We start from the raw sequence: 13,836 nt of genomic DNA on the forward strand, positions 1-13,836 counted from the left end.
CTTAAGTAATTTTGTGGTGCTAGACTCTGTATTGAGAGTACAGATTTCACTGGTATTTTTACCAATAACTACGTAATAACAGGAAAATACATGAAAGCTAAAAATATATTCATCTCTGCCGGACTTGCCTTAAGTACAGTTGTAGCTATGTCCAACTCAGCTAAAGCTGCTAGTTTCACCACCAACTTTAGCCCCAATCCTGTTACTAATCCTAAAGGGGATATTGAATTGCTGTCTATCATTCGGAACGATGGCAGAGAAATCAGTGACTTTAAATTAGTTAATAGAGTAAACATCATCAGTAACGTAGGTAATCTAGGCCCAGCTAGTACGGACAGAGGTGATAACGCTACTAACCCTATAGGTTTTCCTCCCACAGAAGATCCCTCAGCCGCAGCAATTGCCGCTTACTTAAATAGGGACGCAAACGGCAAGATTAACTTAAACAACATTATCGATACTGAAGATGGTGGTGCGTTTGAGCTTAATGTGTTTTTTGATAGCGCAGTTGCATCGAACAACAATAAACTAGACAACTTCTTCTTCTGGGAAAGAGGACGTAACAGCGATATTAAAGTTCAAGCAATTAATGCCTCTGGAGGCCTATTGGGTACTGCTTTTACAATCAATAGGTCATTGTGGGAACGCGCTGGCTTCCAGATTGATACCACAGAAGTTAACGGACCTCAAAATGTAGGTGCTTGGGCTTTGAGCTTTGAAAATTTGGGATTAACTAGCGGCACTTTAGTCAGTGGTTTGAAATTAATATCTGAAACCAGCTTTAATGGCCCTGATTTCAAATTAGTTGCTCATGACGTTTTTGAAAGAACTCCAGTACCTGAACCTACCACTATGCTCGGCTTAGGTTCTGTAGCTGCACTTGCTTTCTTTCGTCGTCGTCAAACCAAGAAAAGTGCTGTTTAATGTTGGTGGCGATCGCTAATACTAATTTAGATTTTCTTGGTACATAGTTGTTTTGTCAAAAAAAATGGGTGCTACATAGTTAAGTTCAGAGTTCATCTTTTTTCGCTCAATAAGATTTTTTAATAAACAGAAAGCCTGGTTATTTTGGCTTTCTGTTTTTTAGTCATTAAGCTTTAAGCAACAACAATTCCATAATTAAAAGAATCGATGAATTGGTCAAATGATAAGTCGATAAATCCATCATTTGCACCACTTTGAGTCTTACCGTCTATACCCCAAGGATTTCGCACTACTACCCGTCGTTCACCATTAGTATTAGTGTAGACATTCGTAATTGAATAAGCGTGGTAACTAACAATATATTTACTGTCACTACCAACTCTAGCTGCTGTCACAGCTAGACGATTTGCTAAAGCAGTTTCCAGACTGGAAAAACTAACTACGCTAATACTATGATAAGTAGTCTGCTTTCCTGTAATCTGCTTCAGAGGCGTATCAAGAGAGCCTCCATTACCAATGAGGTTATATCCGGGCCGTCCTTGGGTACTCCATTCCCGCCACTGAGCATAGGCTTTTTCAACTAGAGCCACCCACAGCACACCGTCATTTCTTTTTGAGGCTATACTCGTAGCAATCCGACGATCAACAGTTACATACTGTGCTTCACCATTAGAGTAAAAACGCACAGTATAAGTATTATCACCATTATCTGTAATCATACTTTTAATTACAGAACTAGAAGTATTACCAGCATCGTTTGACTGACGGCCAAAAGTTGCACCCAATGCTGCTAAAAACGTGCAATCACCTAATTTTCCTTGATCTATATCGCCAATTCGCGCTTCACCAGAGCTACCATAGAGAGTGCCAGTAGCTAAGGTATAGGTGAGATTTGTACCATTAAACACAGGTGTAGGTGCTGCTGTGCCTAAAAACCAACGACCTACTAAATTAGACTCAAAATCACCAGCACTCATATTGATAGATGCACCATTAGCAACCTGTGTTGATAGCCATTTCACAGAATCTTGCATAGTAAAAGGTGTAGCACCTACCAATGTTTTCAGGTCTTTGACCTCATTTGCATCAATGACAGAATTATCTTGAGCATTCCTAAAGATAGCCAACATATCCTGACGACTGAAATCACCATCAGCTCCTAAACTTCGCGCCAAGGTAATGATTTGTTGGTCAGTCAGATTTTGACTGAACCAATCATTAACGGTGGTCGATGTTGGAGTTGATGTTGGGGTAGAAGTTGATGTTGATGTTGCCGTTGTGATTGTAAATGTCTGCTTGACTACGTTACTTTTAGCACCGCTTTGATCATAAGCTATGCCCTGAAGAGTATATTTACCATTGCCAAAATTAAAGTTTGCTAGAGATAAACTGTAGCTGAAACTTCCTTTATTGGCATTACTAGAGTCGGCTGTAAATACGGTAGCATCAGCCACATCTAGCCATGTTCCATCTGCTTTTTGTAAGCGAAAATCGATTTTGGAAATATCACTCACACCATTTTGATCCGATACCCAAGCACTATTAATACTGAGAGTATCTGTTGGTTTGAGGGTGGTGCTATTCAGCTTGAACTCTAATGAAGTTGGAGCAACATTTTGAAAAATTTTGAGGTTGTAATTAGTATCACCACTTTTGTAGTAGACTTTAACGAAGTAATTGCCTGCATCTAAAGTTTGTTTAATTAAATCAATTTGAGTTCCACTTTTATAAGAACCTGCAATTACCTCACTATCTTCAACTAATCCATTACTATTAGAGTCTTTAATTAGTCGTACATTCGCATCTGCGCTTAACCCATCAAGGGTGAGATAAATACTACTGCGGGCTGTCAGATTAAAACTGTAGAAATCGTCAATATCCGATGATCCAACCCAATCTGAAAAAGTCTGAACATTAGTGTTGAGGGCTATCTTTCTTGCACTACTTAAAGTATTACCTGCATTATCAAGAGGCATAAATATCCTTACTTACACAGTTAATCAAATGTGTCTTATCACACCCTTTCACTTATGTAAAAACTAGTTTTTACAACAAAAAAAAAGTTAAACTTTCGTTAATTTTCTTCTTAAAGATTAGACAAAACCAGGGGACATCCACGCAATCTAAACTTTTGAGTATAAATACTTAATTTCAGAATAAATATGCAATAAAGTTAGAAATAATCTTTTTTAATTGAGTTAGTAATACGGAGAATATTTAATTTTATTGAGTATATATAATACAAACCATTGATAATTACTATCTTTGAATACTCTCAATTCATCTCTATGTGGATAAACAAGAAACTCTCAATTAAGGAATACCAAAAAATAAATTTATGACTCTTGAGAAACTAAGAGAGGAGAAAAAGTAAGTGTTTCCTCTATATTTTGCTGGCGATTAGTCGTACTAGTGACAGATATTTAATCCCAATTTGGGATAAGTAGTCTTGTCTAGAGATTCTGGAATCGGGCATTCATCTGGGCTTTTAATCCAAAATCCAAAATTGGTATAAGAGGTATTTAGGGCGATTTCCCAGAAATTTCAGGTAATATATCAAGATTTCCCAACATTCTCTGAGCAAAATATCTGACTATGAATTTGGCTGTTTCATGGCTAATTACTGATAAATCAACTCTTAAATCCTAAAAATTGGCTAAAAAACATTTAATATCAGGTCTGCTTGAGATGACTTTCAGTAAATACGTGTTACGTAAGTAAATTTAAGATGATAAACTCATTTCTGACTAAATCTAGATAGCTCAAATCGACATTTTTGCCACAACCAATGAAAACCCAAAATATATTCACATCTGTAGTGCTGGCTTTGAGTGCATCTGTAGCTATGTCTAACTCTGCTAAAGCTGGTACCTTCGTCACTAACTTTAGCCCTAGTCCTGTGACTGATCCTACAGCAGATATCATCCTAAATTCTATTATTCGGAACGATGGGAGGATGATCAGTGACTTTCAATTAGTTACTTCTGTTAACATCATCAAAAACGGAGGAGTTTCAGGCACCGTTAGTACAGACAAAGGTGATACAGCTACTTCCCCTGGTTTTAATCCCAACGAAAACCCTTCAGCCAGAGAAATTGCAGCATACTTAGGTAATAACAACTTAAACAATATTATCGATAGTGAAGATAAGGGTGAGTTTGAGCTTGATGTATTTTTCGATAGCGCAGTTCTCTCAGACAATACTGCAACAGACAGTTTCTTCTTCTGGGAACGAGGACTCAATAGCTCTATTCAACTGCAAGCACTTGATGAGAGAGGTAATCTAATTGGTAATGCTTTTACTATAGATAAGTCATTGTGGGAGTTTGCTGGTTTCCAGATTAAGACAACAGAAATTACTCAAGCTCAAAATGTAGGTGCTTTTGGGGTGAGCTTTGGTAATTTGGGATTAACTAGCGGAACTTTAGTCAGTGGCTTGAAATTAATCGCTTTTAACAGTTTTAACGGCCCCGATTTTAAGCTACTTGCTCATACTTCTTTGTGCTGCACACCCATACCTGAACCTGCCACAATGATGGGATTAGGTGCAGTAGCTGGGCTGATGTTAATGTGCCGTCGTCAAATTAGAATTAAAAAAATATAAGAGTATAAAGACTACGCAAGAATAAGCTTTGTGCTTTCATAAAAAACCTCACGGAAGCTTGGAAACCCAGTGGCTTTAGCCCTGGGAGGAAAAGCGACTCGGCAGGCATAAGAGGTGCTGTGTCCATGTATTGATTCATCAATACTTTCGCTGTATAGTGTTATTTATAGCAATACCGTTGCCAAAATAAGAGCATGAAGAGGTAGGGCGTTTCGTAGTAGAGTTATTGTCTCTCACAACGACAACTCAAAAACCACTACTCGCCCATGCCCAATATCTTATCACTCCTGCAATGCCTGCTACCGCAAATAAACGCGACAACGATGCGGCAATTGAACCAAATTATCCTGGCAATGTTAGCGATGAGTGGTAGAGTCACGATGTTGGGAATTGCCCGTTGGACAAGTACAGGTGGTAGCTATCGGACAATGGGGAGATTTTTCTCGACAGTAATACCTTGGGCAACATTGTTTTGGCTGTTTTTTCGGAAACATTTGTGGCGAGAGAGGGATGTTTATTTGCTGGCAGGAGATGAAGTTGTAGTTAGTAAATCTGGTAAAGAAACTTACGGGGTAGACAGATTTTTTTCGAGCCTGACTAGTAAACCAATTAATGGTTTATCTTTCTTCGTATTGTCATTAGTAAGTGTGTCAGGAAGACAGTCATTTCCAATTCAGATAGAACAGGTAATCAAAAGTGATACCCAAATAAATAGTACCTTACCAATCAAAAAAAAAGAATCTCAAGAGAAAAGTGGAAGGGGACGACCAAAAGGCAGTAAAAATAAAAACAAAACCGAAGTGATATTAACATCTGAACTATTACTAATCAAAAAGATGATTAACTCACTATTCGAGCTAGTAGCTAACTTTATCCCCTTGACGTACTTGGTAGTAGATGGTCATTTTGGTAACAACAATGCTTTGCAGATGGCACGACAAGTTAAGTTACACATAATTTCCAAGTTGCGCCACGATTCAGCATTATACATCCCTTACGAAAATCCCAACTCGAATAAACGTTCTCGTCGTAAATACGGTGACAAGTTAGACTATCGTAATATACCTGAGAAATATTTGTGTAAAAGTGATATTGAGGATGGCATTCTTTCCTGTATTTATCAAGCTACTCTTCTTCACAAAGAATTTGCTCAGTCTCTGAATGTGGTTATTTTAGTTAAAACTAATCTTAAAACCAATACAAGTAGCCATGTGATTTTATTTTCCAGCGACTTGGATTTGAAGGCTGATAAAATTATTGACTATTACAAGCTGCGTTTCCAAATTGAGTTTAATTTTCGGGATGCCAAGCAATTTTGGGGTTTAGAGGATTTTATGAATCTGAGCCAAACTGCTGTGACTAATGCGGCTAATCTCGCATTCTTTATGGTTAATTTATCTCATCATCTTCTGGCTGATTTTCGTAAACATAATCCTGGTTCTGGCATTATTGACCTGAAAGCTTATTACCGTGGTTTTCGATATGTTCATGAAATTTTAAAAATGCTTCCCGAAAAACCTGAGCCGATTTTATTAGCTCAAATTTTTGCCAAGATTACTTCTTTGGGACGTATTCATCCCATTTCTGGTGGCATTGAACCCTCGTAAATTGGCTAAGGTATTGTTATAGCGAAAGTTATTTTATGTACCTGACGCAAAAGAACCAAATCAGAGAACTAAATAAGTCTGAATTTGTCGCTCTGCGCGAGTTGTGCCGACTGAGTAAGAACCTATATAACGTAGGTTTGTACACAGTCAGGCAATACTTTTTTCAGGAACGTAAACACTTGCGTTACGAGTCTGCCTACCATCTGTGCAAAACCAATGAAAACTACAAATTTCTCAATACAGATATTGCACAGCAAACATTGAAAGTAGTAGACAGAACCTTTAAAAGCTTCTATGGATTGATTAGTGCTTTTAAAAGTGGAAGTTATCAACAAAAAGTAAAGCTTCCCAATTACCTGCCGAAAGATGGTTATTTCTTGCTGATAATTCCTAGAATTGTTATTAAAGATGCAAAGTTTCGGATTCCCATGTCCAATGCTTTTAGAAAGCAATTTGGAGAGGTTTGGATTCCATTCCCAAAAAGACTTGACATCAATCAAATTAAGGAAGTTAGGATTCACCCAAAATACAATGCTAGGTATTTTGAGGTTGAATTTATCAGCGAAATTGAACCAGAACCCATAGAGTTGAAAACTGACGATGCTCTTAGTATTGATTTGGGAGTAGATAATCTTGCAGCTTGTGTTGACACCAATGGGGCATCCTTTCTTGTGGATGGTAAACCAATTAAAGCTATTAACCAGTGGTTCAACAAACGTAATGCCCAATTGCAATCTGTTAAAGATAAACAAGGGATTAAAAGTATCACTAATCAACAGGTGAAACTTTTGGCAAAACGTAATAGCCAAGTTAGGGATTACTTAAACAAAACAGCACGATTTATTGTTAATCACTGCATCCAGAATCAGATTGCTAACTTGATTGTTGGGTATAACCCTGGCATCAAGCAAGAAATCAATATTGGTGGACGCAATAACCAAAACTTTGTCCAGATACCTTTTCACAGCTTACGTTTTAAATTGAAAGCAATGTGTCAAAGGTATGGTTTGAAATACATTGAACAGGAAGAATCGTACACCAGCAAGGCTAGTGCCGTCGATGGTGATGAAATACCTGTTTACAATGCCGACAATCCCAAGGAATACCAGTTTTCTGGTAAACGAATTAAACGGGGATTGTATAGAACCAAGAATGGGCATTTAGTTAACAGCGATCTGAATGGATCTCTTAACATTGGAATTAAAAGTAAGCACAAAGGTTTTACCAGAGTGTCTAGAGCTGCATTGACCCAGCCTAGAAGGATTAATCTTCTTAAATTGGAGAAGTGGAGAGCGACGGCTTTAGCCTCGCTCGGAACAACTTCTTAGAATCCCCTGACTTTCCGAATAAATGAGCAAAGCGAAATTTATTCAGTCAGGGGAGTGTCAACTTGCGTAAGTTCTAAAAGAGCTATTCAACTCAATGCACAGATTTTTGGGCTTCAGTAGCGATCGCTTCTACTTCATCATTCACCAACCCTGCCAAAATAGATTGAGATTCTGCACCGCCCAACTGCGTCAAAGCCTGTACCACCCTGTAACGAATTTGCCAATCAGGATCAGTTGCATAAGCTGCTAACAAAGGAACTGCTTGGATATCTCCTAATTCTCCCAAAGAACTAATCGCCGCAGTTTTAACTAATTCCACCTCTGAATTTAGTGCTTCCTTGAGTAGTTCTAGCCCTCGTGGATCACCGAGTTCTCCTAGAGTAGCAATAATACTGAATTGGACGAGCCACTCAGAGGTTGTGTGATAAAGCTGCTGTAAATCTTCAAAAGCCGACTGTAACTTCAGCGCGCCTAAGCAATCGGCGGCGGCGGCTTGTACATCAGCCTCTGGATCTTTTAATAGGCTACGCAATAAATCCAAAGATAAATCTAAATCCTGAGTACCAAGAGTATCTAATTGACTGACTGCTGAATAGCGAACACGAGAGTTACTATCACCTACAGCAACCTGTACTAATTCAAAAGCATTTGTCGGTTCAAGTTCACGGATTTGATTCACAGCTCGCAAGCGATCGCCCAAATCCTCAGAATTGAGCAATTGTCTTACAGACTCAGGAGTTACACTCATTTAATTACCTTAATTTGTCAAATTTTAAAAAAAGCCAAAAATCAACTATTAGCCATAGCACGAACAATGTCACCACGAGTCAAAATCCCTATGATTTTACCCATGTTGTCGATGACAGGTAAACGATGAACATTGCGATCGTGCATAATTTGCGCTGCTTGTTGTAAAGTCTTATCAGCAGTAATAGTCACAGGATTTTTACTCATCACTTCACCAACAGTTTGTCCTAAAGCTTTATGCAGATCACGTTCATAAGCAGCAGGATTTTTCAAATAGATCACACTATCCAGAAACATGACATAAGCCGGAGGCGTTATACCACTTGCTTGCCACATCAAATCTGTCTCTGAGATAATGCCTATCAACTTACCAACATCATCTACAACAGGTAGCCCACTGATACGTCGTTCTGCCAGAATGTGGATTGCTTCTTGAAGTGGAGTTTCTGGCCGGACAACAATTGGCTCAGGACTCATTATATCGGCAACGATTTGAGGCATTGACTTGCTTACACCCTCGATCACAGTCTCTGCAAATATTGTAAAAAATTCAGTGCCTTAACCCGACTCAGTTAATACATTGTTACGGTCGTAGTCATTAGTCATTAGTCATTAGTCATTAGTCATTAGTGTTTCCTCCCTCCTGCCTTGTCCCCAGTCCCCAACCCCCAGCCCCCAATCACTCTTCAATTTTGAATTTTGAATTTTGAATTTTGAATTGATGAGTCCCCAATCCCTATTCCCTACTCCCTTTCAATGCAGCGATAATTTGACCATTGGCTTGGGGAAAAGCAAATTGTTCTAATTCATCTAAACTCACCCAGCGCACTTCATCACACTCTAAAGGCTGAGGGACACCTGCAACTAGGTGGCAGTGATGGACTGTCAATGTGACGCGTAAATGAGTATAGGTGTGGTCAATAGTGATCAAATGTTCTCCTACCGTCACCAATACTCCTAGTTCCTCGTAAATCTCCCTTTTGATACAGTCTTCTACTGTTTCACCAGGTTCGACCTTACCACCAGGAAATTCCCATAAACCCCCCATTGCGCCTTCCTGGCGACGACGATCAATTAAAATCTGTTCTTGATCATTCCAAATTACGGCCACACCGATAATTTTATGTGGTGGTAGAGTCGTCATCATGTTCATATTGCTTTATTATGAGTGATTGACTATTAACTATTGACAAATAACAAAACTCGGCAGATCTATAGGATATCTACCGAGTTTTTACTTATTTTAAAATATAAACTGTCGAAAATTTATCTAAAGGTTTACTTAAGTCATTGCTGACGAACAAGAAGCGTTAGCCTTGGAGACGCTGCTGACTCTGCCAAAGTTGCTAACGCTTGTGTAATCATTTGGTAATTTGGGAAGGTTGGCTGTGAGAATTCCGTATGAAACTGCTGTTCGATATTTTTTGAGTAACTTCACTAGGATTTACTCAAGATGAAATAACTATTCATCATCGTGATGACTACTTTCAGTACCTTGCATCACCTTTTCAAAGCTCATTCTTTGTTCGGCATTTCGCAAGAAATAACCACTAATCATGGCTGACGCTAGCAACCGTCCCAAGTTTTCCCGACTAGTTGTAATAGTAACATCAAAGTGTTCCGAAGGCAGATTCCCCAACAGTCCGATAATATTGCGCTCCATGACTTGAAAAACTTCAGGAGAGGTGGGTTTGGATAGCTGGCTAACTGTTTCTGGGTTCAAAGACTTCACATATTGCCACAGTAAATTGCCTGTTTCTGATTCGCTATCAAAAAATTCTGAAACTCGGTTAGATGGGTTACTCACTTTGTACCTCCGGTACTACCAATGTTTGGATATGTTGTTAGCAAACTAATGAGGCTTAAATCTATGTCCTACCTGACTTAACTGGCGATTGAGTGTTCCTGTCAACTAATGTAACAAGTTAATTGGCGATTGGGAGTAGTTGTAACCGTACAGCTTACATGGGATTTTCTCGCCTCAAAAACTCCATAATCAGTTAGGAATATGGCGCAGCATAGCTTAAATCTGACAATTTTAATTATACTAAGTAGTAAATTTTAAGCCCAGTACATTCAGTGTTACACTAGATGACTAATTTGCTAATTTTCAGTATATTTATTTACGTTCAACTTCTCCTGTTTTGAAAGTTAGTAGGTTTCCCATTAGGCGATTTGGCAATTAGCTGCTAGGTTGTGTAAATTGGCCTGAATATTATGTTACAGGGAAAAAAGGAATCAAGAGAGCATGGCGCAAAACAAAACTGCCTTAATCACTGGTATTACTGGTCAAGATGGTTCATATCTGAGCGAGTTTTTACTAGAGCAAGGCTACGAGGTACATGGCATCATTCGCCGGACTTCTACTTTTAATACAGATCGGATTGATCACATATATGAAGACCCCCACAAAGAAGGTGTCAAATTATTTCTGCATTACGGTGATTTGACGGATGGGACAACTCTGCGTCGGATTTTAGAAGAAGTCCAGCCTACAGAAATTTATAACTTGGGCGCGCAGTCTCATGTGCGGGTGAGTTTTGATTCACCCGAATATACTGTAGATGCTGTGGGCATGGGAACATTGCGACTACTAGAAGCCATCCGAGACTATCAAAGACGTACAGGGATTGAAGTCCGCTTTTATCAAGCGGGTTCTTCCGAAATGTATGGTTTGGTACAAGCAGTACCCCAAAGTGAAACTACACCTTTTTACCCTCGTAGTCCCTATGCTTGTGCTAAAGTTTACGCTCACTGGCAAACGGTGAACTATCGTGAATCCTATGGAATGTTTGCGTGCAATGGTATTTTATTTAACCATGAATCACCGCGTCGGGGTGAAACTTTTGTAACTCGTAAAATTACGAGAGCCGTAGCACAGATTGTAGCTGGCAAACAGAAAAAGCTATACATGGGTAATCTAGATGCTAAAAGAGATTGGGGCTATGCTAAAGATTATGTCCGCGCTATGTGGCTAATGCTACAAAAAGAAAAAGCAGATGATTATGTCATTGCCACTGGGGAAACTCACTCAGTGAAAGAATTCTTAGAACTAGCGTTTAATTATGTCAATCTGAATTGGCAAGATTACGTAGAATTTGATGAACGCTATCTGCGTCCGGCAGAAGTAGATTTATTAATTGGTGATGCTACTAAAGCAAAGGAAAAATTGGGTTGGCAACCTTCAGTGACTTTTCCAGAGTTAGTAGCACTAATGGTAGAAGCAGATTTACAAGCTATCGGTCAAACTTCACCTAACGGTAATGCTTCACACCTACCTCAAGATATTGCTACTATTCGTCAAGAACTAGGCGCACTCCACTTTTGATCAATTCTTGCTAAGGATAAAAATATGACTGCCTTAGAACTGAAAAATAAACGGATTCTCGTTACTGGTGGAGCAGGGTTTTTAGGCCGTCAGGTGATAGATCAGCTGTGCAAATCTGGGGCTGATTTGGCTAAGATTACTGTACCGCGATCGCGCGAATTAGATTTACGCGTTCTCGAAAATTGCCAACGGGCAGTAGATCACCAAGATATCGTCATCCACTTAGCGGCTCATGTTGGTGGTATCGGTCTAAACCGCGAAAAACCTGCGGAGTTATTCTACGATAACTTGATCATGGGGACGCAGTTAATTCATGCTGCTCATCAAGGCGGTGTGGAAAAGTTCGTCTGCGTCGGGACTATCTGTGCTTATCCCAAATTTACCCCAGTCCCATTTAAAGAAGAAGACTTGTGGAACGGGTATCCAGAAGAAACCAATGCTCCCTATGGGGTGGCAAAAAAAGCACTTTTAGTACAGTTGCAATCTTATCGTCAGCAGTATGGCTTTAACGGGATTTATTTACTACCTGTAAATCTATACGGGCCTGAAGATAACTTTGACCCTGGTAGTTCCCATGTTATCCCCGCCTTAATTCGCAAAGTTTACGAAGCTCAAGTTAGGGGAGATAAACAACTACCAGTTTGGGGTGACGGTAGTCCTACCCGCGAATTTTTGTATTCAGAAGATGCCGCACGCGGTATTGTCATGGGTACACAATTCTATAACGACTCTGAACCAGTAAATTTGGGAACGGGTTCGGAAATTTCCATCCGCGATTTAGTCACCTTAATTTGTGAACTGATGGAATTTGAAGGTGAAATCATCTGGGAAACAGACAAACCCAACGGTCAACCCCGGCGTTGTCTGGATACAGAAAGAGCTAAACAGGCTTTTAATTTCACTGCTCAAATAGATTTCCGACAAGGTTTGAAGAATACTATTGATTGGTATCGTCAAAATGCTGCATAGGGCATAGGGCATTGGGCATGGGGCATTGGGCATGGGGCATTGGGTAATTACCCTACCCTCCTTTCCCTACTCCCAATCCCCAATCCCCAGTCCCCAGTCCCTTTTCCCTCTATTTACGTGAATGACCAATTAAGTAAAATACAATTGCGTCGGTCTTTGCTGAAAACTCGTCAGTCAATGTCTGCAAAAGAATGGCGAGAAAAAAGCGATCGCATCTGTACAATATTACAAGCTTCTACTCTCTTCACTCAAGCCAAAACAATTCTTGCATATTTCAGTTTTCGCCAAGAACCAGACCTGAGTCCCTTATTTTGCAACTATCAATATCGTTGGGGATTTCCTCGCTGCATTGGTCAATCTCTACACTGGCATAGTTGGCAACCAAGCGAGTCTTTACAAATTAATTCCTATGGTATTCAAGAACCTTATTCTCATGCACCCACTATAAATCCTGATGAGGTGGACTTGATTCTCGTTCCTAGTGTTGCTTGTGACCAACAAGGATATCGTCTAGGTTATGGTGGCGGTTATTATGACCGCTTGTTGAGTTCTCCTGAATGGGCAAATAAGCCAACAGTGGGAATAATTTTTGACTCTGCTTATTTACCAAAATTACCGACTCAACCTTGGGATAAACCGCTACAAGCTGTTTTTACCGAAACTAGATTGGTAGAAATTGGTTGATTAAGGTATATCTCCAGAATGAAAAATTTGTTCTGCGGTTAAATTTAACTCTGGGAAAGTGGGTGAAATTATGCGTTCCCTACCTCGAAAACGAGTAACTTGATATTCATCATCAATTAGTTGATAAATAGAAATTGTAGGTTGTTTAGGGTTGCCTGTGAACTTTTTTGCCCCTAAGCCGAGATAATCTACAACCCAGTATTCAGGAATGCCAATACTTTCATACTTACCCTGTTTTGTATAGTAATCATCATCCCAGTTGCTACTAACGACTTCAACCACTAAAGGAATTGATGCTGCGTATGATACAGTGGATGCTTTTTGCCATAGTGGTTCATTGACTAAATTGGGGCGATTTAATATCAGCACATCAGGGGAATAACTAGATTCCGAATGAGGTGGTTTAATCAGCGCAGTTTTGGGGATGATGTAAGGTAAATTTAATCTGTCAAACTCTATTGTGATTTTTCTGGCGATAAAACCAACGACATCTTCATGGTCTCCTGTCGGCTGTGCCATTTCAACAATCACCCCATCATGTAATTCATATCTTCCGCCTTCAGGTCGCCACGCGGCAAATTCATCAAATGTGACTAGTTTCGGTATCGCTTGAGTCATAAATCTTTACCGATGCTGGGACGTTGT

General features: G+C 39.5%; 13 protein-coding genes. 7 read left to right on the plus strand and 6 right to left on the minus strand.

Features of this window, described 5'->3' with window-relative positions; all coding sequences use genetic code 11:
* The first annotated feature begins 90 nt into the window (after window positions 1-90).
* Window positions 91-924, plus strand: a complete 834-nt coding sequence (locus CLI64_RS02025; RefSeq protein WP_103135665.1) for an exosortase-dependent surface protein XDP2 — start codon at window positions 91-93, stop codon at window positions 922-924.
* A 173-nt stretch (window positions 925-1,097) separates the two neighbouring features.
* Here CLI64_RS02025 and CLI64_RS02030 read toward each other — a convergent pair whose 3' ends face one another.
* The gene (locus tag CLI64_RS02030) at window positions 1,098-2,900 is read right to left on the minus strand and encodes a C2 family cysteine protease (protein WP_103135666.1); all 1,803 of its coding nucleotides are present in this window, start codon (window positions 2,898-2,900) and stop codon (window positions 1,098-1,100) included.
* Between the two features lie 812 nt (window positions 2,901-3,712).
* Between CLI64_RS02030 and CLI64_RS02035 the strand changes: the two genes are divergently transcribed.
* From CLI64_RS02035 to CLI64_RS02045, 3 genes are all read left to right on the plus strand, one after another.
* On the plus strand, window positions 3,713-4,528 hold the full coding sequence (locus CLI64_RS02035) for an exosortase-dependent surface protein XDP2 (RefSeq protein WP_103135667.1): 816 nt from the start codon (window positions 3,713-3,715) through the stop codon (window positions 4,526-4,528).
* A 266-nt stretch (window positions 4,529-4,794) separates the two neighbouring features.
* A complete protein-coding gene (locus tag CLI64_RS02040; RefSeq protein WP_103135668.1) occupies window positions 4,795-6,135 on the plus strand; it encodes a transposase in 1,341 nt (446 codons plus the stop codon).
* Between the two features lie 35 nt (window positions 6,136-6,170).
* Window positions 6,171-7,463, plus strand: coding sequence for an RNA-guided endonuclease TnpB family protein (locus CLI64_RS02045; protein ID WP_103135669.1), 1,293 nt, complete (start codon window positions 6,171-6,173; stop codon window positions 7,461-7,463).
* A 91-nt stretch (window positions 7,464-7,554) separates the two neighbouring features.
* Here CLI64_RS02045 and nblB read toward each other — a convergent pair whose 3' ends face one another.
* The 4 genes from nblB to CLI64_RS02065 form a co-directional block, all read right to left on the minus strand.
* Window positions 7,555-8,211, minus strand: coding sequence for a phycobilisome degradation protein NblB (nblB, locus tag CLI64_RS02050; RefSeq protein WP_103135670.1), 657 nt, complete (start codon window positions 8,209-8,211; stop codon window positions 7,555-7,557).
* A gap of 41 nt (window positions 8,212-8,252) precedes the next feature.
* Window positions 8,253-8,711 (minus strand): CBS domain-containing protein, encoded by a 459-nt coding sequence (locus tag CLI64_RS02055; RefSeq protein WP_192881664.1) that lies wholly within the window; start codon window positions 8,709-8,711, stop codon window positions 8,253-8,255.
* Between the two features lie 235 nt (window positions 8,712-8,946).
* Window positions 8,947-9,363, minus strand: coding sequence for an 8-oxo-dGTP diphosphatase MutT (mutT, locus tag CLI64_RS02060; RefSeq protein ID WP_103135672.1), 417 nt, complete (start codon window positions 9,361-9,363; stop codon window positions 8,947-8,949).
* Window positions 9,364-9,672: 309 nt separating this feature from the next.
* Entirely contained in the window at window positions 9,673-10,017 is a 345-nt protein-coding gene (locus tag CLI64_RS02065; RefSeq protein WP_103135673.1) for a DUF760 domain-containing protein, read from the minus strand.
* 441 nt (window positions 10,018-10,458) lie between these two features.
* Here CLI64_RS02065 and gmd point away from each other — a divergent pair, with 441 nt between their 5' ends.
* The 3 genes from gmd to CLI64_RS02080 all read left to right on the plus strand — a co-directional run bounded on the left by gmd (window position 10,459) and on the right by CLI64_RS02080 (window position 13,191).
* A complete protein-coding gene (gene gmd / locus CLI64_RS02070; RefSeq protein ID WP_103135674.1) occupies window positions 10,459-11,538 on the plus strand; it encodes a GDP-mannose 4,6-dehydratase in 1,080 nt (359 codons plus the stop codon).
* A 24-nt stretch (window positions 11,539-11,562) separates the two neighbouring features.
* Window positions 11,563-12,507, plus strand: coding sequence for a GDP-L-fucose synthase (locus CLI64_RS02075; protein ID WP_103135675.1), 945 nt, complete (start codon window positions 11,563-11,565; stop codon window positions 12,505-12,507).
* A 177-nt stretch (window positions 12,508-12,684) separates the two neighbouring features.
* Window positions 12,685-13,191 (plus strand): 5-formyltetrahydrofolate cyclo-ligase, encoded by a 507-nt coding sequence (locus tag CLI64_RS02080; RefSeq protein WP_103135676.1) that lies wholly within the window; start codon window positions 12,685-12,687, stop codon window positions 13,189-13,191.
* Here CLI64_RS02080 and CLI64_RS02085 read toward each other — a convergent pair whose 3' ends face one another.
* Window positions 13,192-13,809, minus strand: a complete 618-nt coding sequence (locus tag CLI64_RS02085) for a Uma2 family endonuclease (RefSeq protein ID WP_103135677.1) — start codon at window positions 13,807-13,809, stop codon at window positions 13,192-13,194. It lies immediately after the preceding gene.
* Window positions 13,810-13,836 lie beyond the last annotated feature (27 nt).

This window comes from Nostoc sp. CENA543, assembly GCF_002896875.1.
GTDB lineage: Bacteria > Cyanobacteriota > Cyanobacteriia > Cyanobacteriales > Nostocaceae > Trichormus.